22 protein-coding genes are annotated in these 22,902 nt (G+C 68.9%); 17 read left to right on the top strand and 5 right to left on the bottom strand.

Annotated elements, in window-relative coordinates:
- Window positions 1–36: 36 nt before the first annotated feature.
- The 6 genes from ACYVJS_RS13435 (at window position 37) to ACYVJS_RS13410 (ending at window position 5,028) form a co-directional block, all read left to right on the top strand.
- A complete protein-coding gene (locus ACYVJS_RS13435) occupies window positions 37–360 on the top strand; it encodes a DUF2469 family protein (protein ID WP_137417143.1) in 324 nt (107 codons plus the stop codon).
- 92 nt (window positions 361–452) lie between these two features.
- Entirely contained in the window at window positions 453–815 is a 363-nt protein-coding gene (locus ACYVJS_RS13430) for a YraN family protein (protein WP_460740395.1), read from the top strand.
- A complete protein-coding gene (locus ACYVJS_RS13425; protein WP_460740394.1) occupies window positions 812–2,338 on the top strand; it encodes a YifB family Mg chelatase-like AAA ATPase in 1,527 nt (508 codons plus the stop codon). The genes ACYVJS_RS13430 and ACYVJS_RS13425 overlap by 4 nt, the downstream gene beginning before the upstream one ends.
- The gene (gene dprA / locus ACYVJS_RS13420; protein WP_460740393.1) at window positions 2,335–3,495 is read left to right on the top strand and encodes a DNA-processing protein DprA; all 1,161 of its coding nucleotides are present in this window, start codon (window positions 2,335–2,337) and stop codon (window positions 3,493–3,495) included. The genes ACYVJS_RS13425 and dprA overlap by 4 nt, the downstream gene beginning before the upstream one ends.
- Before the next feature lie 16 nt (window positions 3,496–3,511).
- Complete coding sequence (locus tag ACYVJS_RS13415) at window positions 3,512–4,414, top strand: tyrosine recombinase XerC (RefSeq protein WP_460740392.1); 903 nt, start codon at window positions 3,512–3,514, stop codon at window positions 4,412–4,414.
- Window positions 4,415–4,446: 32 nt separating this feature from the next.
- The gene (locus ACYVJS_RS13410) at window positions 4,447–5,028 is read left to right on the top strand and encodes a DUF3060 domain-containing protein (protein WP_460740391.1); all 582 of its coding nucleotides are present in this window, start codon (window positions 4,447–4,449) and stop codon (window positions 5,026–5,028) included.
- Between the two features lies 1 nt (window position 5,029).
- Here ACYVJS_RS13410 and ACYVJS_RS13405 read toward each other — a convergent pair whose 3' ends face one another.
- A complete protein-coding gene (locus ACYVJS_RS13405; RefSeq protein WP_460740390.1) occupies window positions 5,030–5,557 on the bottom strand; it encodes a murein hydrolase activator EnvC family protein in 528 nt (175 codons plus the stop codon).
- A 300-nt stretch (window positions 5,558–5,857) separates the two neighbouring features.
- Between ACYVJS_RS13405 and rpsB the strand changes: the two genes are divergently transcribed.
- The 9 genes from rpsB (at window position 5,858) to ACYVJS_RS13360 (ending at window position 12,507) form a co-directional block, all read left to right on the top strand.
- Complete coding sequence (gene rpsB / locus ACYVJS_RS13400) at window positions 5,858–6,760, top strand: 30S ribosomal protein S2 (RefSeq protein ID WP_460740389.1); 903 nt, start codon at window positions 5,858–5,860, stop codon at window positions 6,758–6,760.
- 99 nt (window positions 6,761–6,859) lie between these two features.
- The gene (gene tsf, locus ACYVJS_RS13395) at window positions 6,860–7,687 is read left to right on the top strand and encodes a translation elongation factor Ts (RefSeq protein WP_460740388.1); all 828 of its coding nucleotides are present in this window, start codon (window positions 6,860–6,862) and stop codon (window positions 7,685–7,687) included.
- Window positions 7,688–7,768: 81 nt separating this feature from the next.
- Window positions 7,769–8,485, top strand: coding sequence for a UMP kinase (pyrH, locus tag ACYVJS_RS13390; protein ID WP_320434163.1), 717 nt, complete (start codon window positions 7,769–7,771; stop codon window positions 8,483–8,485).
- A 63-nt stretch (window positions 8,486–8,548) separates the two neighbouring features.
- On the top strand, window positions 8,549–9,103 hold the full coding sequence (gene frr / locus ACYVJS_RS13385) for a ribosome recycling factor (RefSeq protein WP_234075314.1): 555 nt from the start codon (window positions 8,549–8,551) through the stop codon (window positions 9,101–9,103).
- Window positions 9,104–9,109: 6 nt separating this feature from the next.
- Window positions 9,110–10,138, top strand: a complete 1,029-nt coding sequence (locus tag ACYVJS_RS13380) for a phosphatidate cytidylyltransferase (RefSeq protein ID WP_460740387.1) — start codon at window positions 9,110–9,112, stop codon at window positions 10,136–10,138.
- Entirely contained in the window at window positions 10,135–10,752 is a 618-nt protein-coding gene (locus ACYVJS_RS13375; RefSeq protein ID WP_460740386.1) for a DivIVA domain-containing protein, read from the top strand. The genes ACYVJS_RS13380 and ACYVJS_RS13375 overlap by 4 nt, the downstream gene beginning before the upstream one ends.
- Window positions 10,753–10,811: 59 nt before the next feature.
- Entirely contained in the window at window positions 10,812–11,495 is a 684-nt protein-coding gene (locus ACYVJS_RS13370; protein ID WP_460740385.1) for an aggregation-promoting factor C-terminal-like domain-containing protein, read from the top strand.
- A 2-nt stretch (window positions 11,496–11,497) separates the two neighbouring features.
- A complete protein-coding gene (locus ACYVJS_RS13365; protein ID WP_460740824.1) occupies window positions 11,498–11,785 on the top strand; it encodes a hypothetical protein in 288 nt (95 codons plus the stop codon).
- Window positions 11,785–12,507, top strand: coding sequence for an alpha/beta hydrolase (locus ACYVJS_RS13360; protein ID WP_460740384.1), 723 nt, complete (start codon window positions 11,785–11,787; stop codon window positions 12,505–12,507). Before ACYVJS_RS13365 ends, ACYVJS_RS13360 begins: the two co-directional genes overlap by 1 nt.
- Here ACYVJS_RS13360 and ACYVJS_RS13355 read toward each other — a convergent pair whose 3' ends face one another.
- Window positions 12,508–13,563, bottom strand: a complete 1,056-nt coding sequence (locus ACYVJS_RS13355; protein WP_460740383.1) for an AI-2E family transporter — start codon at window positions 13,561–13,563, stop codon at window positions 12,508–12,510. It lies immediately after the preceding gene.
- Between the two features lie 153 nt (window positions 13,564–13,716).
- Between ACYVJS_RS13355 and ACYVJS_RS13350 the strand changes: the two genes are divergently transcribed.
- Both ACYVJS_RS13350 and ACYVJS_RS13345 read left to right on the top strand, forming a co-directional pair.
- Window positions 13,717–15,543, top strand: coding sequence for a glycosyl transferase (locus ACYVJS_RS13350; RefSeq protein WP_460740382.1), 1,827 nt, complete (start codon window positions 13,717–13,719; stop codon window positions 15,541–15,543).
- The gene (locus ACYVJS_RS13345) at window positions 15,543–16,469 is read left to right on the top strand and encodes a tetratricopeptide repeat protein (RefSeq protein ID WP_460740381.1); all 927 of its coding nucleotides are present in this window, start codon (window positions 15,543–15,545) and stop codon (window positions 16,467–16,469) included. Before ACYVJS_RS13350 ends, ACYVJS_RS13345 begins: the two co-directional genes overlap by 1 nt.
- 21 nt (window positions 16,470–16,490) lie before the next feature.
- Here the strand turns inward: ACYVJS_RS13345 and glgB are convergent, their stop codons facing one another.
- The 3 genes from glgB to glgX form a co-directional block, all read right to left on the bottom strand.
- Window positions 16,491–18,629, bottom strand: coding sequence for a 1,4-alpha-glucan branching protein GlgB (gene glgB, locus ACYVJS_RS13340; protein WP_460740380.1), 2,139 nt, complete (start codon window positions 18,627–18,629; stop codon window positions 16,491–16,493).
- Window positions 18,626–20,707, bottom strand: coding sequence for a maltotransferase domain-containing protein (locus tag ACYVJS_RS13335; protein ID WP_460740379.1), 2,082 nt, complete (start codon window positions 20,705–20,707; stop codon window positions 18,626–18,628). The genes glgB and ACYVJS_RS13335 overlap by 4 nt, the downstream gene beginning before the upstream one ends.
- 61 nt (window positions 20,708–20,768) lie before the next feature.
- Window positions 20,769–22,853, bottom strand: a complete 2,085-nt coding sequence (gene glgX / locus ACYVJS_RS13330; protein WP_460740378.1) for a glycogen debranching protein GlgX — start codon at window positions 22,851–22,853, stop codon at window positions 20,769–20,771.
- Window positions 22,854–22,902 lie beyond the last annotated feature (49 nt).

Raw genomic sequence — 22,902 nt, 5'->3', positions numbered from 1 at the left:
CGCCGACCCGGACCGCAGCCGTAGAATGGACGCACCATGGATGACGATGTCTTCGAAGACTACGACCGCGAACTCGAGCTCGCCCTCTACCGGGAGTACCGCGACGTCGTCTCGCAGTTCCAGTACGTGATCGAGACCGAACGCCGCTTCTACCTCGCCAACGACGTCAATGTCGTACGTCGCGACACCGAGCACGATTTCTACTTCGAGATCTCGATGACCGACGTGTGGGTGTGGGACATCTACCGCGCCGACCGCTTCGTCAAGGCCGTGCGCGTCCTGACGTTCAAGGACGTCAACGTCGAGGAGCTCTCGCGCCGCGACTTCCAGCTTCCCGAGGAGCTCTCGCTCGACAACTGAGCGACTCTCCTCACCGCTCCGGATGCGGCGGGTTCTCCTCGATGCGGGATCCGGCCGGAACGGCGGCTCAACGGGTTCGCCACGCTGGGCCGATGGCAGCGAAAGACGATCTCGGACGTGACGGTGAGAACCGGGCCGCATCCTTCCTGACCGACCGCGGGTACCGCATCCTCGACCGCAACTGGCGGTGTCCTCTCGGCGAGATCGACATCGTCGCCCTCGAGGGCGGCGAGATCGTCGTCGTCGAGGTCAAGACGCGCACGAGCGAGCGCTTCGGGCATCCCCTCGAAGCCATCGACGCACGAAAGCGGGCCCGCCTATGGCGTCTCGCCGTCGCGTGGTGCATCGCGCATCCCGACGAGGCTCGCGGCCGTGCCGTACGCATCGACGCCGTGTCGGTGCTGGGGATGGATGCCGGCACCGGCGATGTCGAGCATCTGCGAGACGTGCGATGACCGTTGCGCGTACGTGGTCGATCGCGCTGAACGGGCTCGAGGGCGCTCTCGTCGAGGTCGAGGCAGATGTCAGCCAGCAGACCCCCGAGTTCCGCATCATCGGACTCGGCGATCGTGCGCTCGGCGAGGCGGTGCAGCGCGTGCACAATGCGTGCGCGAACTCGGGCCTCCCGTTGCCGCGCCGCCGGCTTACCGTCAACCTGTCGCCGGCCAGTCTGCCCAAGCACGGATCCGGTTTCGACGTCGCGATCGCGATCGCCGCGCTCACCGCGGACGGCGGGATGGATGCGGCATCGGTGGCCGCGACGGTCCACATCGGCGAGCTGGGGCTCGACGGCCGACTCCGACCCGTTGCGGGTGTGCTTCCCGCGGTGGTCGCCGCCGCGCGCGCGGGGCGTCGGCGGATCGTCGTGCCCGCGGCGAACGGCGAGGAGGCCCGGCTCGTGACAGGTATCGAGGTGCTCCCGGCGGCGACCTTGGCCGAGGTCGCCGCTCGCCACGGCGCGGACGTCGTCGTCCCCGACGTGGCCGCGCCGACGCCGGCCGCGACAACGGATGAGGGGCCCGAGATGCTGGACCTGTCGGACGTGATCGGTCAGCGGGAGGCCGTGGAGGCGCTCGTGGTCGCCGCTGCGGGCGGGCACCACCTGCTCATGAGCGGTCCGCCGGGAGCGGGCAAGACGATGCTCGCGCGCCGCCTGCCGGGCATCCTGCCACCGCTCGATCGCGAGGCGGCTCTCGCCGTGGCATCGATCCGCTCGCTGTCGGGCGAGGCCGTGACCTCGCTCACCCGCATCCCGCCGCTGGAGGCGCCGCACCATACGGCCAGCATCGCGGCGCTCGTCGGGGGCGGCTCCCGCGTCATCCGGCCGGGTGCCATCGCCCGTGCCAGTGAGGGTGTGCTGTTCCTCGATGAGGCGGGGGAGTTTCCCGCGAGCGTCCTCGACGCCCTGCGCCAGCCGCTCGAGCGCGGTGACATCCACATCCATCGATCCGGGATCAGCGTGCGTTATCCCGCGCGATTCCAGCTGGTCCTCGCCACCAATCCGTGTCCGTGCGGCAACTACGGAGTGCGGGGAGCGACATGCGAGTGTCCGCCGGCCGCGATCCGCCGCTACCTCGGTCGGCTCTCGGGCCCGCTCCTCGATCGAGTCGACATCGATCTGCCGATGCGTCGTGTCGCGGCCGTGGGCGTCGACGCCGCGGTCGGGCGCGTCTCGACGGCGGATGCGGCCAGACGCGTCGCGGATGCCCGCGCCCGCACCGCGGAGCGCTTGGCCAAGACTCCGTGGCGACGCAATGTCGACGTTCCCGGGCGGTGGCTGCGCGAGGGGGCCTCGGCTCCACCTGCATCGGTGCGAGCCCCGCTCGACGCGGCGCTGGAGCGCGGCCAGTTGACCCTGCGCGGGTACGACCGCGTGCTCCGGCTGGCATGGACGCTCGCGGATCTCGCGCAGCGCTCCGCGCCGAACCAGGAGGACGTCGGGCGAGCCCTCTTCATGAAACGGGGGATCGCCGCATGAACATCGATGCCGTGATCGAGCGCATGCTCCCGTTGTTGGGGAAGCGGGCGACACGGGAGCGCGCCGCCCGCGTCTTCTGGAGCGGCGTCGTCGAACCGGGCGACGCCGTCGCGGGCGCACTGCTCGCGCGGATGCCGGCCGAGGCGGCGCTGCGCGTCGTGGACCACCCCGCGGAGATCGCGCGGGTCACAGGTGTCCGGCCCCGGGCTGCCGCGGATGCCTCTGCCCGATGGCGTCCCCGCCTGCACAGCGAGCTCGTGAGCGACGCTCTGAAACGCGCAGAGCGGGCGCGGGTGTCGATCCTCGTCCCCTCGGATCCCGAATGGCCCCACGCGGTCGAGGACCTCGCGGATCACGCCCCGCTCGCGCTCTGGGTGCGGGGCGACCCCCGTGCACTGAGCGTGCCGTCCATCGCTCTCGTCGGCGCACGGGCGGCCACGCCCTACGGCGAGCATGTCGCGGGTGAGCTGGCCGCGGGCCTCGCCGGCGCGGGGATCTCGGTCGTGTCGGGCGCCGCCTACGGCATCGACGGAGCAGCGCACCGCGGCGCCCTCGCCAGCGGGCAGGGCACGACCGTCGCCGTGCTCGCGGGCGGGTGCGATCGGGCGTACCCGGCCGGGCACGAAGAGATGCTCGGGCGCATCGCCGACACCGGGGCGGTGGTGGCGGAAGTCCCGTGCGGCGGCGCGCCGACCAAGTGGCGGTTCCTGTCGCGAAACCGCGTCATCGCCGCCCTCTCGCGTGCGACGGTCGTCGTCGAGGCGGGTGCGCGCAGCGGCTCCCTGAACACCGCGGGACACGCGGCGTCGCTGGGACGTCCTTTAGGGGCGGTGCCCGGTCCCGTCACGAGCCCCGCGTCTCTCGGATGTCACCGACTTCTGCGCGAGTATGACGCCGTGTGCATCACCGACGCCGCCGAGGCGCGGGAGCTGGCCGGACTCGGCGCGGCCCAGGCTCTCGCCGTTGCCGGGGCCTGGACCGACGAGCGCACGAGGGTCCGCGATGCGCTGAGCGCCCGGGTCGGACGGGAGGCGACGGAGTTGGCGGCGCGGTCGGGGCTGGCGATCGCAGAGGTCGAGGCCATCCTGGGGATCATGCTCATGGAGGGCTCTGTCGTGGGGGATGACGGCGGGTGGCGACGCTCTACAGTGCGGTGACTGGCAAGCTGGCTGCATGATGCTGGCGACCGCGATCGAGGCGTGGTGCGATCACCTCGCCGACGTGCGCCGCCTGTCGCCGGCGACGGTGCGCGCGTACGGATCCGATCTGCGCGACTTCGCCGCCCTGTCCGGGGTCGCAGAAGTCGAGGGCGTCGACCTCGAAGAGCTGCGAGAGTGGCTCTGGCAGGCGACGAATCGCGGCGACAGTCGCGCGACGATCGCCCGGCGCACCGCATCCGCCCGGGGCTTCTTCGGCTGGGCGCGGGAGCAGGGGATCATCCAGGCCGACCCGAGCCTGCGTCTCATCGCTCCCAAGCGGGGCAGGACGCTCCCGGCGGTCGCGAGCGCCCCCGCGCTGGGTGAGATGCTGGGTGCCTTGGCCCGCGACAGCGCGAACGGCGATCCCGTGACGCTGCGGGATCGGGCGGTACTCGAGCTGCTCTACGGCGCCGCGCTGCGGGTGTCGGAGTTGTGCACCCTGCGGAGCCGGGACCTCGACCGCGAGCGCCGTACCGTACGCGTCACGGGCAAGGGCAACAAGGAACGGGTCGTTCCCTACGGTGCCCCAGCCGAGGAGGCCATCGACGCGTATCTCGTGCGCGCACGACCCGTTCTGGCTGCGCGCTCCGGAGGTCAGCCTCCCGATGCTCTCTTCCTCGGGGTTCGTGGCGGCGCACTCGGTCCCCGCAGTGTCTACGACCTCGTCGCACGGACGGTCGGTCCCGTCCTCGGTCGTGCCGCAGGCCCACACGCCCTTCGGCACTCGGCGGCGACCCACCTGCTCGACGGCGGGGCCGACCTGCGCGCCGTGCAGGAGATGCTGGGGCACGCGAACCTCGGCACCACCCAGATCTACACGCACGTGTCGCACGAACGATTGGCGGCCACGTACCGACAGGCCCACCCGCGGGCATGACGCGGACGCCGCCCGGCGCGTACCGTGAGCACATGAGCGTGCGTCGTCTGGGCCACATCGCGATCCTCATCGCCGCTGCGGCAGCGCTGACCGGATGCGGGGTCGTCGCCGCGCCCCGGCAGACCGTCCTTCCCGCGCCACCCAGCGGAGTATCTCCGTCATCGCCCTCCACGCCGATCCCCTCGCAGGCGGCGACGACCGCTCCCACTGCTGCCCCGCCCGCTGCCGAGGGCACGGTCGCCTGCGAGGGTGGACGGACGGAGATCTCCGGCGCGGATCAGGGCTTCGTGCTGACAGGGGATTGTGCCGCGGTGACGATCGGCGGCACCGGCCTGCGTGTCGACGCCACGCAGGCGACGCTCGGCGTCGTGCAGCTCTCGGGGGATCGCAACGAGCTGAGGTTCGGCGACGTCGCCGATCTCTCGGTGGGCGGGCAGGACAACGTCATCGACGCGGCGACACTGTCGAGCGTTGCCCTCAACGGCGACCGAAACGCGGTGACCGCGACGGGCTTCACCGCGCTCACCGTCTCCGGCAACGACAACACCGTGCGGGCGGACCGCCGGGGAACGGTCACCGACAACGGCCAGCGCAACACCGTCGGCGGCCGCTGACTCAGCAGCACGGCAGCAGTACTGCGCGCGGTACGCCGCCCAGCAGAAGCAGCGGATTGATATAGACCCCGTCGCGACGAGCGCCCAGGTGGAGAGTTCCCGGGGCGGCATGGCCGCCGGACGACAGTGTGCCCACGACCTCACCGGCGCGCACGTGCGTTCCCGGCGTCAGGGCGCTGGCGAGCGGTTCCAGAGTGCTGACGAGGCCGTCGCCGTGATCGATCGTCAGGACGGGGCGATCGACCACGACGCCGGTGAACAGCACCACGCCGTCAGCCGGGGCGACGACCGTCGAGGTTCCGGCCTCGATGTCGACTCCGCGATGACCGGCAGCGTAGTCGTGCGACGGCTGGCGATACGGCTCGACGACACGGCCCAGCACCGGCCAGGTCCAGGAATGGCTCGCATCCACGGCGATCGCCTGGGCTGAGAGAGCAGGGGCGGCGACGGCCGCGGACGCGGGAGCCGCCAGTGCGAGGAACACGATGGCGACGGCTGTCAGGCGGCGGCCGGAGGAGGATGCGGGCATGACACCAACGTGCCGTCGCTGAGCGGGCGGAGAGGGTTCCGAACGCGCGGGTGGGGACAGCATGCCGGGCGTGGAGAGCGGGGGAGAGGACATCGTCCCCGGCGCCGTGCACCGCCTCCCCGACTGGTACACTGGACGCGCGCCTCGCATGTCGAGGTGACTCCGCGTGCCCCGAGTGGGAAACAACCCGCGGCACATCCACCCTACGGTCCCGTCCTCGGACGGGTGGGTGCGTGCCGGGCACCAGGCTCGTCGACCGATCGGTTCGACGCGAACAACCGCAACAGAAGGAGAACGGCCATGGCCGTCGTCACCATTCGCCAGCTGCTCGACAGCGGCGTCCACTTCGGACACCAGACCCGCCGGTGGAACCCGAAGGTCAAGCGCTTCATCCTCACGGAGCGCTCCGGCATCCACATCATCGACCTCCAGCAGTCGCTGTCGTACATCGACAAGGCGTACGAGTTCGTCAAGGAGACCGTCGCCCACGGCGGCACGGTGCTCTTCGTCGGCACCAAGAAGCAGGCGCAGGAAGTCATCGCCGAGCAGGCGATGCGCGTCGGCCAGCCCTACGTCAACCAGCGCTGGCTCGGCGGTCTGCTCACCAACTTCTCGACCGTCAGCAAGCGCCTCGCCCGCATGAAGGAGCTCGAGGAGCTCGACTTCGAGGACCCGGCCGCGAGCGGCTTCACCAAGAAGGAGCTGCTGCTCAAGAAGCGCGAGCTCGACAAGCTGCACAAGTCGCTCGGTGGTATCCGCAACCTCACCAAGACGCCGTCGGCCATCTGGATCGTCGATGCCAAGCGCGAGCACCTCGCCGTGGACGAGGCCACCAAGCTCGGCATCCCCGTGATCGGCATCCTCGACACGAACGCCGACCCGGACGAGTTCCAGTTCCCGATCCCGGGCAACGACGACGCGATCCGCTCCGTCTCGCTGCTGACCCGCATCATCGCTGACGCGGCCGCCGAGGGCCTGCAGCAGAAGCACAACCCCGAGTCCGGCGCCGAGGAGCCCCTGGCCGAGTGGGAGCGCGAGCTCCTCGAGCAGGGCGCTCCCGTCTCCGAGGGTGCTGACGCGGTCGTGGCATCGACCGAGTCCGCCGCGGACGAGGCTGCCGCCGAGGAGCAGGTCGAGGCTGTCGCCGCAGCTTCCGGCGAGAGCGTCGAGGCCGTCGCCGAGGCCGAGGCCACCGACAAGTAATCAGCGCGTCCCCTGGACCCGCTACGATCGGCGCGGCCGTGAACCGGCCGCGCCGATCGGCATCCGCGAGAACTCTCCCAACAGAAGGAGCCGCCACTCATGGCAAACTTCACCATCGCCGACATCAAGGCTCTGCGTGAGCAGCTCGGCACGGGCATGGTCGACACCAAGAAGGCCCTCGAGGAAGCCGACGGCGACCTCGAGAAGGCCGTCGAGATCCTCCGCCTCAAGGGCGCGAAGGGCAACGCGAAGCGTGCGGACCGCTCGACCAGCGAGGGCCTCGTGGCCGCGCGTGAGGTCGACGGCAAGGTGACGCTGATCGAGCTGAACACCGAGACCGACTTCGTCGCCAAGAACGAGCGCTTCATCGCTCTGGCCGACAAGGTCGTCGAGGCTGCGGCTGCCGTCGCCGCCGACTCCGTCGAGGCCGCCCTCGCCGCGCCGGTCGACGACAAGACCGTCGAGCAGCTCATCTCCGATGAGGCCGCGATCATCGGCGAGAAGGTCGAGCTGCGTCGCGTGCGCACCCTCTCGGGCGATCACGCCGAGGTCTACCTCCACAAGACCAGCAAGGACCTCCCGCCGCAGGTCGGCGTCGTGCTGATCTACTCGGGCGACGACGCGGAGACCGCGCGTAGCATCGCGCAGCACATCTCCTTCGCCAACCCCTCCTACCTCTCTCGCGACGACGTGCCCGAGGCCGACGTCGAGAAGGAGCGCGAGATCGTCACCGAGATCTCTCGCAACGAGGGCAAGCCGGAGGCCGCGCTGCCGAAGATCGTCGAGGGTCGCGTGAACGCGTTCTTCAAGCAGGTCGCCCTGCTCGACCAGGACTACGCGCGGGACAACAAGCTGTCCGTCGCGAAGGTCGCCTCCGACGCAGGACTGACTCTCACCGACTTCGCCCGCTTCAAGGTCGGCGCGTAAGTCGCTCGAAAGGCCCGCATCGTCGTCGGTGCGGGCCTTTCGCATGCCGTAGTTTTGACCCGACGAGAAGAGGACGCACACATGGACGAATCGACCGGGCGCCGTCGCGTCCTTCTGAAGCTCTCCGGGGAGGCCTTCGGGGCCGGCTCCCTCGGAGTCAACCCCGACATCGTGAGCCAGATCGCTCGTGAGATCGCTGCAGCCGTCGACGAGGTCGAGATCGCGATCGTCGTCGGCGGCGGTAACTTCTTCCGCGGCGCCGAACTCAGTCAGCGCGGCATGGATCGCGGCCGCGCGGACTATATGGGCATGCTCGGTACTGTCATGAACGCGCTCGCGCTGCAGGACTTCCTCGAGCAGGCGGGCGCCGCGACCCGCGTCCAGTCCGCCATCGAGATGACGCAGGTCGCCGAGCCGTACATCCCGCGTCGCGCGCAGCGCCACATGGCCAAGGGCCGGGTCGTGATCTTCGGTGCGGGAGCGGGGCTCCCGTACTTCTCCACCGACACCGTCGCCGCGCAGCGCGCGCTCGAGATCGGTGCCGACGAGGTCCTCGTCGCGAAGAACGGCGTGGACGGGGTGTACACGGCCGACCCCAACAAGGACTCTTCGGCGGTCAAACTCGACCGGATCACCTACAACGACGCGCTCATGCAGGGTCTCAAGGTGGTCGACTCCACCGCCTTCAGCCTCTGCATGGACAACCGCATCGACATGCGGGTGTTCGGAATGGAGCCCGCTGGCAACGTCACGCGCGCCCTGCGCGGCGACGAGATCGGCACACTCGTCACGGCGTGACCTCCGCGTGCGGGGCTCGCCCCGCCACTAGACTCGAAAACTGCTGGATATGAGGGAGTTACCGTGATCGCCGATGTGCTGACCGAAACCGCCGGACGTATGGAACGTGCCGTGGAAGCGGCCAAAGAGGACTTCTCGACCGTCCGAACGGGGCGTGCGAACCCGCAGCTCTTCCAGAAGCTGAGCGTGGAATACTACGGCACTCCGACGCCGCTCGCGCAGCTCGCCTCGCTCAACAACCCGGAGGCGCGCACGATCATCGTGACGCCGTACGACAAGTCGGCGCTGAAGGCGATCGAGCAGGCGATCCGCGATATGCCCAACCTCGGCGCCAACCCCACCAACGACGGCAACATCATCCGAGTCACGATGCCGGAGCTGACCCAGGACCGCCGCAAGGAGTACGTCAAGCTCGTGCGCAGCAAGGGCGAGGATGCGAAGGTGCACGTGCGCGGCATCCGCCGCAAGGCCAAGGATGAGCTCGACGCGCTGAAGTCCGAGGTCGGCGAGGATGAACTCGTGCGCGCCGAGAAGGACCTCGACGCTCTGACGCGTTCGCATGTCGACGCGATCGACGAGGCGCTCAAGCGTAAAGAAGCCGAGCTCCTCGAGGTCTGAGAAGGCATGTCCGACGCATCCGATGCCGCCGGGGTCGCACCAGAGAGTGCGACACCCGGGCAAGGAGTGCCGCCGGGGCGTGATCGTGTCGGGGCGGAACATCAGTCGCCGCCGACTCGCACGCGGCGGAATGAGTTCGAACTGCAGGTCGCACATGCACGTGCCGAGTTCGAAGAGGCGAACGAGCGCATCAAGCAGCGCACCGGCCGGGACCTGATCCTCGCGATCGTCATCGGCGTCGCGATCGGCGCCGTGGTGCTGGTCGCTCTCGTGTTCGTCAAGTGGCCGTTCCTGATCTTCGGCGCGGGTGTGGCGCTTCTGGGCACATTCGAGTTCGCCCGTGCGCTGCAGGCGTCGGGCCGCAAAGTCGATGTCGTCCCGCAGCTGGCAGGCGGGGTGATGATCCTGCTGTCCGCGTATTTCCTCGACCTCTGGCTCCACTGGGTGTCGCTGTTCGTCGCGGTCGTACTCATCGTGGTGTGGCGTCTGCTCGGGCAGATGATCGCCCGAGACGGCAGAAGGTACGCCGCTGTCGTCGATGATGTCCTGGCGGGGGCTCTTCTTCCCGTCTACGTGTCGTTCCTCGCGAGCCTCGCGCTGGTTCTGCTGCGCCAGGAGCACGGCGAGTGGTGGGTGATGGCGTTCCTCATCGTCGCGATCGCCTCCGACACGGGCGCCTACGTGACGGGTCTGACCCTCGGCCGCCACCCGATGGCTCCTCGCATCAGCCCCAAGAAGACCTGGGAGGGCTTCGCCGGGGCGGCCCTTGCAGCCGTCGTCGCGGGGATTCTGCTGTCGTGGCTGATGCTCGGACTGCCCTGGTGGAGCGGAATCATCTTCGGTCTGGTCATCCTGGGCACGGCGACCGCCGGCGACCTGGGTGAATCCATGCTCAAGCGTGATCTCGGGATCAAGGACATGAGCTCCTGGCTGCCGGGGCACGGCGGTGTGCTCGATCGCCTCGACTCCATCCTCCCGTCCGCTCCCGCAGCTCTTGCTCTGTTCTACCTGCTGACACCTCTGGCGGTTTCATGACAGTCCACGACGAATCCGCGCTCGAGCAGCGCAGTGACGCAGCGGCGATCTCCGCCCCGTCGCATCACAACGCGTTCCCGAGAGTCCAGGGGCGGGCCAAGGGCTACGACCCTGCCGCCGTGGATGCCTTCCTCGCGCGTGCGCGGGAGGCTTTCGAGTCCGATGCGCCCGGCGCGACGGCGGTCGGGGCTTCCGACGTCCGGGACGTGTCGTTCGCGCTCGTGCGCGGCGGGTACGCGATCGGGCCGGTGGATGCCGCCCTCGGTCGTGTCGAGGATGCGTTCGCCGCACAGGAGCGTCAGCAGACGATCGCCCGCCTGGGCGCACGGGCCTGGGTGCAGCAGCAGCGTGAGGACGCACAGGTCGTGCTCGACCGACTGGGACGCGACCACAGACACCGCTTCGACCGCGTCTCGGTCGTCCACTACGGGTATCGCGTCGAGGAAGTCGACCTCGTGGCCGATCGGATCGCGGGCTACCTCACCGACGGCACGGGTCTCACCGTCGAGCAGGTGCGTTCGGTCGCGTTCCGTATGCAACGCGGGGGATACCGTGAAACCCAGGTGGATGCGGTGCTCGATGCCGTCGTCGAGATCATGCTGGCGGTCGGTTGAACGACGCCGGGCGTGCTCGCATGGCGTTCTCAGGACCAAATCGTTACAATCGGGAGATCGTGACTTCCGGAGATGACACCCGAAACCCGGCGCCGCTGACCCGACGGTCCGCTCGAGCGCTAGTGGCTCCGGCCTCGGCACCCGCTTCGAAGGCCGCGTCGAACGCGCGCTGGTCGCGCCGTCGCGGGGTCGTGGGCGTGTTCGCCGGAGTCGCTGCGCTGGCTTTCGCCGCCGCATCCGTCGGACCTGCGGCATTCGCTCTCACCGAGAGCGCACCCGCTCCGTCCGAGCCCGAGACGGTCTATTCGAGCACGCTTGGCGATGCGCAGAGCCTCGTCGTCGCGTCGGGTGCCGTCGTGACCCTCGACCGCGACTCGTACAGCGCGTTCGAGAAGCCGAAACCACCGCCCGAGCCCGAGCCCGAGGTCGCTGCGGCGTCGCCCGCGACGCCGTTCTACTCGGGTGGCGGAGCCCCCTCCGAGTGGATGGCGGCCGCAGGCATAGCTGAGGGCGACTGGGGCTACGTCGACTACATCGTCTCCAAGGAGAGCGGCTGGAACCCGAACGCCACCAACCGCAGTTCGGGCGCGTGCGGTCTCGTGCAGGCGCTGCCGTGTAGCAAGGTTCCCGGCAACGGATACGACCCCGTCGACAATCTGCGTTGGGGGAACGGCTACGCCGTGGGTCGCTACGGCAGCTGGGCGGGCGCCTACAACTTCTGGATCAACAACAACTGGTGGTGACCGTGGCGCGATCGCGTCGACGCCGCCCCGAGCACTCCGGCTCCGAAGAATCGTTCCAGCGCCTGCTGGCGGGCTTCAAGCGCACGGAGATGCGCGGCGGCCGCGAGTGGACGGTGCAGCCGATCTCGACGGTTCAGGCGGTCAAGGAGTACACCTGTCCCGGCTGTCATCGCGTGATCGCGCCAGGAACCGCCCACCTCGTGGTGTGGCGCGCCGACGGCGTCATGGGTGATGCCGCCGAGCTCGCGGCTCGTCGGCACTGGCATTCTCACTGTTGGAAGGTGGCGTGATGGCTGAGATCCGTGGTGCAAGCGTGCTTCCCGCGCGGCGCGAGGACATCGTCCTGCGCACGGCGGACGGACTCGAACTCGTCGGGGAGTTGGCGCTTCCGCTCGAGAAGGATCCCGTCGCCACTCTCGTGACGCTTCATCCGCTGCCCACCCACGGCGGGTTCATGGACTCGCACATCCTCCGTAAGGCCGCGGCGCGCCTGCCGGCCCTTGCAGACCTGGCCGTGCTCCGCTTCAACACGCGGGGTACCTCGTCGCCGCGCGGACAGAGCGGCGGTCGATTCGAAGAGGGGGTCGGCGAGAGGGCCGACGTCGCTGCGGCGATGGATCTCGTCGCGGATCGCGCGCTGCCGCATCCGTGGCTCGTCGGCTGGTCATTCGGCACGGAGCTCGCGCTCAAGTACGGCAGGGAGCATCCCGTCGACGGCGCCATTCTGCTCTCTCCTCCGCTGCATCGAGCCAGTGAGGGGGATGTTGCCGCCTGGCAGGGGGATCCTCGACGACTGGTCGCGCTGATCCCGGAGTTCGACGACTATCTGCGCCCCGACGAGGCGCGTCGCCGGTTCGCGTCGGTCCCTGACATGACCCTGATCCCTGTGGAGGGCGGCAAGCATCTTTGGGTGGGGGAGGCGCAGACCCGTCGTGTGCTGGGCGAGATCGTCGAGATCGTGAATCCTGCGGCCGCGCCTCTGCCGACCCATTGGGACGGGCCGACTCTCTGATCAGCGCTCGTTCATGCGCGGGACGATCACCTGCCGATAGATGATCAGGATGCTCGCGGCGACCGGGATCGCGACAAGAGCGCCGAGGAGTCCGAGCAGCGACCCGCCGGCGAGGGCCGCGATCACGACCACCGCGCCGGGGACGGCGACGGCGCGACTCATGATGCGCGGCGACACGAGGTACGCCTCGAGCTGCATATAGATGACGTACCAGATGGCCGCGGTGAGCGCGGTCGTCGGAGACCCGAGCCCGGGGATGAGGCAGGTCAGGACGATGATGACCGAGCCGGTCAGCGTTCCGACCAGGGGGATGAGTGAGAAGAAGAAGGCGATCACGGCCAGGACCGCCGGGAACGGTGCCTGGATGATCGTCAGGAAGATCGCACTCAACACGCCGTTGATCACGCCGAGACTGACCTGGCCCATGACGTAGTAGCCGACGGAGTCGGTGATCTGCTCGGACAACTCGATGAACCGCGGACGGCGCGAAGCGGGAACGAGGCTGTAGACCGCGGCCTTGAGGTTCGGCGTCGACGCCGTGAAGTAGATCGTGAGGATCAGGACGATGAAGGCGCCCGTCAGGCCGCCGAGGAATGCAAGGCTCGCGTTGATGACGCCGCCGGTGATGTTGCCCCAGTTCGACAGAGCCCAGTCCTGGACGTTCGTCACAGTGTCGTCGATGGTGCTGTCCTGGATGCCGGGGAACACCGAGTGGATCCAGTTCTTGACGTCCTGCCACGACGTGCTCTGCAGGAACCGCGTGACCTCCTCGACCAGCTGGCTGACCTGGCTCACGATGATCGGCACGACCATCCAGACGATGCCGGCGAAGATGGCGAGGACACCGAGAACGGTGATGAGGACCGCAGACCAGCGAGGCAAGCGCCTTCTCGTCAACCAGGCCACCACGGGTTCGAGACCGAGCGAAAGGAAGAGCGCCGTTCCGATGTAGAGGAGGATCGTCGACAGGGTCTGCACGCTGCCGATGAGCAGAAGCCCCAGGCCGACACCGAGCGTGCCGATGAAGGCGATGCGGAACGGGTTGTGAAGCTTCACAATGCCTCCTCGGCGAGCGGAACGTGCTGCACACACGATACGTGTGACGCGCCCGTGGCGGCGGGAGCGACCCCCTCTCGCGCAACACACAGGCGTCTCGGCTAGTCTCGAATGTCGGATCGTTCCGCTCCGCGGGCATGGGAGGAAGATTTCGTGCGTTTCGTCTGGGCCGTCGCGGCCTTCGTACTGGCCGCTCTGCTGATCGGGGCAGGCATCGCTCAACGGACCGTGTTCTACGGTCCGTCGACGCAGAGTGCCGAGATCCCCGCTGCAGACGGCACCGCGTACACGATGGTCGACGGCGCAGTTCTGACCTCTCTGCCCGGTACGCAGACGCTGCGCGTCTCGTCTTCCGACGGCGTCTTCGTCGCCTACGGCCGCACCGCCGACATGCGGGCATGGCTCTCCGACCAGACATACAACGAAGTGTCGACGGGTGAGGACGGCGTTCTGAATGCGGCGGTGATCGAGCCCGAGGTCACCCCGACGGATGCGCCCGCGGACGCGGCGGCGGGTGAGGACGAGGCTGCGACCGCACCTGCGTCCACCGAGAACCGCAATCCCGCGGGGTCCGACCTGTGGCTCGCCGAGTACAGCGACGACCGCGCGGTCAGCGTTCCCCTGCAGCTTCCCGACTCGATGAGCGTGCTGATCGCCTCGGACGGCACCAAGCCCGCGCCCACCGAGGCCAGCATCACCTGGAACATCGCGCAGACGACACCGTGGGCGGGACCTCTCATGCTGCTCGGAGGCGTCGCCCTCGTCGCGGGGATCGTCCTGTACATCCTCGCCATCCGACACGACCGGCGCTCGCGCGGGCCGCGTCGCAAGGCGCCGCCGCCCCTGCCCGAGACACAGCCGATCGATCTGGCCGTAGAACCCGGAGCGAAGGGTGTGATCAGCGCAACGCCGTCGCGACGATCCTCGCGTCGTCCGTTCCTCGCGATCCCTCTCGCGGTTGTCGGCGCTCTCGTGTTCACCGGTTGCTCGCCCGACGCGTGGCCGGATCTGGCCCCCACGCCGACGTCTTCTCAGACCGCCGCGATCGTCGACTCCGCCGACCAGCAGGCGCCCGCTGTCACCGAGGCGCAGGCGCAGACGATCCTGCAGCGTATCTCGACGACGGTCGCGTCAGCCGACGAAGCACGCGACGCGAACCTCGCGGCCACCCGGCTCGATGGAGCCGCGCTGGCGGAGCGCAACACCAACTACGTGCTGCGCGGTGCCTTGGCCGACGAGGCGGCCCTGCCCCCGATCCCCGCCGAACCGACGCAGATCATCCTGCCGCAGGCGTTCGACGAGTGGCCGCGCACGGTGATGGCGGTCGTGCAGAAGGAAGGTGCTCAGGGGCCCGTCTCCACGATCATGTTCCTGACCCAGGCTGATCAGTGGGCCGACTACAAGCTGTCGTACATCGGCGATCTGCTCGGATCGGTCGAGATGCCCGACCTCGCGCCCGCGTACATCGGCGCCTCCCAGGTGCCGCCGGACTCGTCCTTCCTGACGGTCGCGCCGGACAAGCTCGCCGAGGCCTACGCCGACGTGCTGAACAACGGTAAGGACAGTGCATCCATCGGGCTCTTCGATGAGCAGACCGACCTGTTCAGCCAGAACGTCGCCACGAACCGCCAGCAGCGTCGCGACAAGTTCAATGAGACGGGCGCCTCCACGGGCAAGATCGAGTTCGCGGCCCAGGCGGGCAGTCAGCAGCCGCTCGCGCTCGCAACGCTCGAGAGCGGGGCGATCGTCGCGGTCTCGGTCAACGAGGTCGACACCGTGACCCCGAACAGCGGGGATGTCGTCATCAAGCTGACCGACAATCCGACCGTGCAGGCGTTGACCGGTGTGTCGGAGTCCGCCACCGGCGTGAGCTCGACCTTCGCCGATCAGCTGTTCTTCTACGTGCCGGCGCAGGGATCCTCAGAGAAGATCCGACTCCTCGGTTACACCTCCAACATCCTGGAAGCGAAGGTTCTGTGATGTCCGATCAGGCTCCTGGTGCCGTGCTGCGCGGTGCCGTCGACCTCTCCGCACTGCGCAACCGGCCCGCCCCGGGCTCGAACGCCGCACCGTCCGCCCCGACGTCAGGCTCCCTCGTACGGGACGTGACCGACGCGACGTTTGGTGAGATCCTCGAGCTCTCGCGGACGGTCCCCATCGTCGTCGACCTGTGGGCCGAGTGGTGCGGGCCCTGCAAGCAGCTCAGCCCCATCCTCGAGAAGGTCGTCCAAGAGCTCGCCGGTCGCCTCGTCCTGGCGAAGGTCGATGTGGACGCCAACCCGCAGATCGCGCAGGGCTTCCGCGCGCAGTCCATCCCTCTGGTCGTGGCTCTGGTCGGCGGTCAGCCGGTTCCGCTGTTCACCGGGGCCGTGCCCGAGGAGCAGGTCCGTGACGTCTTCTCACAGCTCCTGCAGCTCGCAGCGCAGAACGGTGTGACGGGCACCGTCGATGCGGGTGCAGAGAGCGCCGCAGATGCGACCGATGAGCCGCCGCTGCCGCCCCTGCACGCGGAGGCGTTCGTCGCGATCGAAGAAGGCGACTACGTGCGCGCGGCCGCCGCCTACGAGCGCGCCCTGGAGGAGAACCCGCGCGACGTCGATGCGCAAGCCGGCCTCGGGCAGGTGCGGCTGCTCCAGCGCGTGCAGGGCGCCGACCTGCAGCAGGCGCGGGCCGCGGCCGCTGCTGCGCCCACCGACGTCGATGCGCAGCTCCTCGTGGCCGACCTCGACGTCACTGGCGGACACGTGGACGACGCGTTCGCACGGTTGCTCGATCTCTTCGCCGCGCTGCCGGCGGACGAACGCGCACCCGTCCGGGCGCGTCTGCTCGAGCTGTTCGGGCTCGTCGGCGACGCGGATCCCCGCGTCATCCGCGCGCGCGGACGCCTCGCCTCGCTCCTGTTCTGAGGCCGAGGCGCCCGGTCGAGCTCACTCGGCGGGTCGCAGCCAGAGAGCTCCGAGCGGCGGCAGTGTCAGACGTGCGCGGCCGGATGCGTCGGCGGTCGCTGCGCCGAGGTTGCCGACACCGGAGCCCCCGAAGGCGGATGCATCGGAGTTGAGCAGTTCCTGCCAGACGCCCGCAAGGGGCAGATCCAGTTCGTAGTCGTGCAGCGGTGCGCCCGAGAAGTTGAAGATCGCCACCAGGGGTCGGCCGTCGGCATCCCAGCGCACGAACGCCGATACGTTCGGATTCCACGTGGGTCCGCCGATGCGCGAGAAAGCGGAGCCGTCCGCATCCCGCTGCCACAGCGCCGGGGTGTCACGGTAGGTCGCGTTGAGGGTCGCGACGAAGTCGCCGAGCTCTCGGTGGGCGGGCTGGTCGAGCAGCCACCACTCGAGCGAGCGCGACTCGGACCACTCCGCGATCTGGCCGAACTCCTGCCCCATGAACAGCAGCTGCTTGCCGGGGTGGGCCCACATGTACGAGAGGAACAGTCGCATCCCCGCGAGCTTCTGCCAGTGGTCGCCGGGCATCCGCGCGAACAGGGAACCCTTGCCGTGCACGACCTCGTCGTGACTGATGGGAAGCACGTAGTTCTCACTGAACGCGTACACGAACGAGAACGACAGCTCGCCCTCGTGGTGAGCGCGGTAGAGCGGATCGCGCGAGATGTACACGAGCGAGTCGTTCATCCACCCCATGTTCCATTTGAAGCCGAAGCCGAGACCCCCCGCGCTGGTCGGCGCGGTGACGCCCGGGTAGCTGGTGGATTCCTCCGCGATCATCGCGATTCCGGGGAACGTCTTATAGACGGTCGCGTTCGTCTCCTGCAGGAACTGGATCGCCTCCAGGTTCTCGCGACCGCCGTAGATGTTGGGCTCCCACTCGCCGGGCTCGCGGGAGTAGTCGAGGTACAGCATGGAGGCGACCGCATCCACACGCAGACCGTCGACGTGGAACTCTTCGAACCAGTACAGCGCGTTGGCGACGAGGAAGTTGCGCACCTCGGCCCGGCCGTAGTCGAAGATCAGCGTGCCCCAGTCCTTGTGCTCACCGCGTCGGGGATCCGGGTGCTCGTAGAGCGCCTCCCCGTCGAAGCGGGCGAGCGCGAACTCGTCGCGTGGGAAATGACCCGGCACCCAGTCCATGATCACGCCGATGCCGGCTCCGTGCAGGCGGTCGATGAGGTAGCGGAGGTCGTCGGGCGAGCCGAACCGGCTCGTCGGCGCGTAGTAGCCGCTCACCTGGTAGCCCCACGACCCTCCGAAGGGATGCTCAGCGAGCGGGAGGAACTCGACGTGCGTGAACCCCTGGGCGCTCACGTACTCGATGAGCGGGTCCGCCGCGTCGCGATAACCCAGGCCCGGACGCCAGGAGCCGAGGTGCAGTTCGTACACGGACATGGGGCGCTCGAGCGGCTGGTTGGCGGCGCGCTCGGCGATCCACGCGTCGTCGCCCCACTCGTAGCTCGACGCGGTCACGACCGAGGCTGTCGCCGGCGGCAGCTCGGCGCGACGAGCCATGGGGTCGGCCTTCAGGATCCACCGGCCGTCACGCGTGAGGAGCTCGTACTTGTAGGTGCTGTCTGCGCCGACACCGGGCACGAAGAGTTCCCAGACGCCGCTCGCGCCCATCGACCTCATGCTGTGCGACTGGCCGTCCCAGCCGTTGAAATCGGCGGCGACGCGGACGGCCTGCGCGTGGGGAGCCCACACCGCGAAGGATGTGCCCGCGACGCCCTCATGATCGCGCACGTGGGACCCGAGCACCTGCCACAGCTGCTCATGACGTCCCTCCCTGATGAGATGGAGGTCGAGTTCACCGACCGTCGGGGAGAACCGGTAGGGGTCGTCGGCGGTGTAGGGGTCTGAGCCGTCGTACGTCGCGGTGAGCCGGTACGCGCCCGCATCCCCGCGGTACGCGCCCTCCCAGATGCCCGCGCGGACGTGGTCGAGCGGGACCTTGCGACCGTCGGCGAAGACGGCAGTGACGGATGCGGCCAGCGGCCGCCGGGCACGGATCACCCCGCCCGTCTCGCCGTCGGGGTGCAGGCCCAGCACGTCGTGGGGGGAGTAGTAGGAGCCGGTGGCGACGGTGTCGAGCACCCGCGGTTCGATGAGGCTCATGCGAGGCCCTTCACGTGGAGGATGTGCGCCGGCTCGCGGAACGCGTCCAGTCGCACGTAGTTGTGGTCGGTCCAGGTCCAGGTGGCGCCTGTCACGAGGTCTTCGACGACGTACGGCGTTCCCGCCGGGACACCCCATGCCTCGGTGTCCAGATGAACCGTCGTCTCCCGTGCGGAGTGAGGGTCGACGTTGACGACCACGATGATCGTGTCGCTCTCGCCGCTCTCGTCGAGGGCGCCGTCGAGGTGCTTCGTGTACACCAGGATCGCGTCGTCATCGCTGTGCTGGATCTCGAGGTTGCGCAGCTGACGCAGCGCTGGATGCTGGCGGCGGATGCGGTTGAGGAACGCGAGGTACGGCGCGAGGGAGTCGCCGTCGGCCTCGGCCTGCTGCCAATCGCGGAGCTTGTACTCGTACTTCTCGTTGTCGATGTTCTCCTCGCTGCCCGGACGCGCCACGTTCTCGAACAGCTCGTAGCCGGCGTAGACGCCGTAGGTCGGGGCGGCGGTCGCCGCTATCGTCGCGCGGATGCGATAGGCAGCGCGTCCGCCGTACTGGAGGTACTCGGTCAGGATGTCCGGGGTGTTGACGAAGAGGTTGGGGCGCAGGTAGTCGTCGGTCTCGTGGGCGAGCGAGTCGAGGAACTCCTCGAGCTCTGCCTTCGAGTTGCGCCACGTGAAATACGTGTAGCTCTGCTGGAACCCCGCCTGCGCAAGCCCGCGCAGGGGCGTGGGCCTGGTGAAGGCCTCTGCCAGGAAGACCACGTCGGGCGCCTCGTCGCGGACGGTGCGGATGAGCCATTCCCAGAACTGCAGGGGCTTGGTGTGAGGGTTGTCGACGCGGAAGATCTTCACGCCCTGGGCGATCCAATGGCGCACGATGCGAAGGACCTCGGCACGGATACCCGCGGGGTCGTTGTCGAAGTTGACGGGATAGATGTCCTGGTACTTCTTCGGCGGGTTCTCCGCGTACGCGATCGTGCCGTCGGGAAGGGTGGTGAACCACTCCGGGTGCTCCTTCACCCACGGGTGGTCGGGGGAGGCCTGCAACGCCAGATCGAGCGCGATCTCGATCCCGGCGGATGCGGCGGCATCCAGGAACGCGCGGAAGTCGATGAGCGAGCCGAGCTCGGGGTGGATGGCATCGTGTCCGCCTTCGGCCGCGCCGATGGCCCACGGCGATCCGGGGTCGGCGGGGCCGGCGTTCAGTGTGTTGTTCGGGCCCTTGCGGTGGGTGCGTCCGATGGGGTGGATCGGCGGCAGGTAGAGCACATCGAACCCCATCGCCGCGACGCCCGGGAGCCGGTCGATGGCGGTGCGGAAGGTTCCCGGCTCGATGGTCCCGTCCGCGCGCCGCGTCGCTCCCTCGGAGCGCGGGAAGAACTCGTACCAGGCGCCGACACCGGCCCGCTCGCGCTCCACGAGCAGATCGTGCGTTGCGCCCAGCGTCCAGAGCTCGCCGAGCGGGCGTGCGTTGAAAGCCCCCGCCAGCCGCTCGTCGTGCACGATCGCGAGGGCGGCCGCCTCGTCGGTGGCGCTCGCGCGCAGGAGCGCGGCCTGCTCGGTCAGCAGACGCCGTTCCGCTGCGGGGCGATCCTTCTCCGCGGCAGCATCCTCGAACAGGAGCGCACCGATCTCGCGCATCAGAGCGACATCGACGCCGGCCGGGATCTTCAGCTCGGCCGCGTGCCGCCAGGTGGCATACCGGTCGGCGAACGCCTCGAACCGGAAGGACCACGTCCCCTGTGCGAGCAGCGTGACCAGCACGCCCCACGTGTCCAACCCGTCCTCGTGGGCGCTGAGCCGGTGCAGCGACTCGCTGCCGTCCGGTGAGGTCAGTCGTAGCTGCACGCCGATCAGGTCGTGCCCCTCTCGGAACGCGCGCACACGGAACGGGACGACCTCGCCGGCGAAGGCGGACGGGTCGAACCGTGGGTCGGGAGTCGAAGGCCGTTCCGCGCTGAGGGGGATGCGGCCGGTCACCGTGTCGGCGGATGACCACGCGACGACCTTGCGCAGCGGGATCTCGGCACCGCTTCGTTGAGTGCGGACGGGGAGGGATCGTGTCGGAGTGGCCACACAGCGAACCTATCGCGGGCGCGTGCGGCATGACAGGCGTGACGCGGGCGGTGCGAACGTGCTATTCGGCGCGGAACAGATGCATCGACGTCGGGGGAGTGGGAACGATGTCGCCCGGCGCCAGGACGGGCTCCTCCAGCGAGGGCGATTCCTCGGCGCTCGACCAGAGCGACACGTAGCGACTGACCCCCTCGATGTGCGGAAGGCGCACATCCACCGGCGTTTCGTTGCCGTGGACGATCAGCAGGATGCGGTTGAACTCCTCGAATTCGGGCGTCGATGCCGCGACGTACTGGAGTGTGCGGTGTGCGGGATCGTTCCATCGCTCGCCCGACATGGTCTCGCCGCGCTCGTCGTACCACTCCATGACGGACGCCGACGGCGTCTCCTCGTCCAGGCGTGCGAAGCGGATGGGTCGCAGCGCCGGGTTCTCGGCCCGCAGCTCGATCAAGCGCCGCACGTGCGCGAAGAGCTCCTGCTGCCAGGGTCGGTGCTCCCAGGACAGCCACGTGAGAGCGGAGTCGTGGCAGTACGCGTTGTTGTTGCCGCGCTGCGTCCGGCCGAACTCGTCGCCGGCGGTGATCATCGGGATCCCCGCCGAGAGCAGGAGCGTGCCCATGAGGTTGCGCATCGCCTTGCGGCGGGTGGCGAGGATCCGCTCGTCGTCGGTCGTGCCCTCCGCGCCGTGGTTGAAGGAGCGGTTCGTGTCGGCACCGTCGCGGTTGTGCTCACCGTTGCCGAGATTGTGCTTGACGTCGTACGAGACGAGGTCGTTCAGGGTGAAGCCGTCGTGGGCGGTGACGAAGTTGATCGATGCCAGCGGTCCCCGCTCAGCGCTGAAGGTGTTGGACGATCCCGCGAGCCGCGTGGCGAACCCGCCGATGCCGACCGGTGCGGTCGAGGCGCGGCGTGCGTAGTCGACGTCTGACAGCCAGAAGTTGCGCACGCGGTCGCGGTACCGGTCGTTCCACTCGTGCCAGCCGTCGCCGAAGTTGCCCGTCTGCCAGCCGCCCATGCCCACGTCCCAGGGCTCGGCGATCTTCTTCGTGTCGGCGAGCTCCGGATCCTCGGCGATGGCCCGCAGGAGAGGATGCTCGGGCGTGAAGCGATGCTGATCGTCGCGCCCCAGCGTCGTGGCCAGATCGAACCGGAAACCGTCGATCTGCACGTCCCGCGCCCAGTAGCGCAGCGAATCCATGACGAGACGTGCGCCCGCATCCGTGGCCGTGTTCACCGAGTTGCCGCATCCGGTGACGTCGATGTACGTGCCGTCGTCCTGCTGTCGGTAGTAGGCGCGGTTGTCGAGACCGCGCAGGCTGGAGCGCGGACCGCCGATGCCCTCCTCCGCGGTGTGGTTGTAGACGACGTCGAGGACGACTTCCAGGCCGGCTTGATGCAGGAGCTTCACCATTCCCTTGACCTCGCGAAGAACCGCATCCGGTCCCTCGCGACGCGCCTGGTCGGTCGCGTAGGCGGCGTGGGGCGCGAAGAAGCCGAGGGTGTTGTATCCCCAGTAGTTGTCGAGCCCCAGCTGCAGGAGGCGGGGTTCGGAGGCGAAGGCATGGATGGGCAGCAGCTCGATGGTCGTGACGCCGAGATCCAGGAAGTGCTCGATCATGGCGGGGTGCGCGAGCCCGGCGTAGGTGCCGTGGAGCGCCGCGGGGACGCCCGGATGCCGCTTCGTCATGCCCTTCACGTGCGCCTCGTAGATGACCGTTCGATCCAGCGGGACGGCGGGCTTTCGCACTTCGCCCCAGTCGAAGCCGCGATCGACCACGACGGAACGCCAGTCGCCGAACCCGCCGCTCACGATCCCGCGGCCGTAGGGGTCGAGCAGCAGCGTCTGCGGATTGAAGATGTTCCCGGCCCCGAAAGGGCCGGATGCGCGCAGTGCGTAGCGTGCGCCGGCGACGAGGAGCTCGGAGGTGATCTCCCATACTCCCCTCTCGCGCCGCTGCATCGGCAGGGTCGCGGTCGCCCAGTCGAGATCGTCGGCGTCGAAGATCACCACGTCGAGGGCATCGGCCGCCTGCGAGAAGACGCGGAGGGTGCCGCCGTTCTCGTGCAGGCGCACGCCGAGGTCCTCGAGAGCGGGATCGAGGACCTGCGAGAGCGCGGGAACTGAGGTCGTTGTCGGGCTGACCATGCCCACAACCCTAGCCATCGGCGCATGACGAACTGATGACGCCGCCTCA

The organism is Microbacterium neimengense, from assembly GCF_054782995.1.
The sequence above is the reverse complement of the archived record's forward strand: the minus strand, read 5'-3'. Positions and strand labels throughout refer to the sequence as shown.

Bases quoted from the DNA above. Each gene is read 5' to 3' on its own strand.
- ACYVJS_RS13435 (WP_137417143.1), top strand. From the start codon at position 37: ATGGATGACGATGTCTTCGAAGACTACGACCGCGAACTCGAGCTCGCC.
- ACYVJS_RS13430 (WP_460740395.1), top strand. From the start codon at position 453: ATGGCAGCGAAAGACGATCTCGGACGTGACGGTGAGAACCGGGCCGCA.
- ACYVJS_RS13425 (WP_460740394.1), top strand. From the start codon at position 812: ATGACCGTTGCGCGTACGTGGTCGATCGCGCTGAACGGGCTCGAGGGC.
- dprA (WP_460740393.1), top strand. From the start codon at position 2,335: ATGAACATCGATGCCGTGATCGAGCGCATGCTCCCGTTGTTGGGGAAG.
- ACYVJS_RS13415 (WP_460740392.1), top strand. From the start codon at position 3,512: ATGATGCTGGCGACCGCGATCGAGGCGTGGTGCGATCACCTCGCCGAC.
- ACYVJS_RS13410 (WP_460740391.1), top strand. From the start codon at position 4,447: ATGAGCGTGCGTCGTCTGGGCCACATCGCGATCCTCATCGCCGCTGCG.
- ACYVJS_RS13405 (WP_460740390.1), bottom strand. From the start codon at position 5,557: ATGCCCGCATCCTCCTCCGGCCGCCGCCTGACAGCCGTCGCCATCGTG.
- rpsB (WP_460740389.1), top strand. From the start codon at position 5,858: ATGGCCGTCGTCACCATTCGCCAGCTGCTCGACAGCGGCGTCCACTTC.
- tsf (WP_460740388.1), top strand. From the start codon at position 6,860: ATGGCAAACTTCACCATCGCCGACATCAAGGCTCTGCGTGAGCAGCTC.
- pyrH (WP_320434163.1), top strand. From the start codon at position 7,769: ATGGACGAATCGACCGGGCGCCGTCGCGTCCTTCTGAAGCTCTCCGGG.
- ACYVJS_RS13380 (WP_460740387.1), top strand. From the start codon at position 9,110: ATGTCCGACGCATCCGATGCCGCCGGGGTCGCACCAGAGAGTGCGACA.
- ACYVJS_RS13375 (WP_460740386.1), top strand. From the start codon at position 10,135: ATGACAGTCCACGACGAATCCGCGCTCGAGCAGCGCAGTGACGCAGCG.
- ACYVJS_RS13360 (WP_460740384.1), top strand. From the start codon at position 11,785: ATGGCTGAGATCCGTGGTGCAAGCGTGCTTCCCGCGCGGCGCGAGGAC.
- ACYVJS_RS13345 (WP_460740381.1), top strand. From the start codon at position 15,543: ATGTCCGATCAGGCTCCTGGTGCCGTGCTGCGCGGTGCCGTCGACCTC.
- glgB (WP_460740380.1), bottom strand. From the start codon at position 18,629: ATGAGCCTCATCGAACCGCGGGTGCTCGACACCGTCGCCACCGGCTCC.
- glgX (WP_460740378.1), bottom strand. From the start codon at position 22,853: ATGGTCAGCCCGACAACGACCTCAGTTCCCGCGCTCTCGCAGGTCCTC.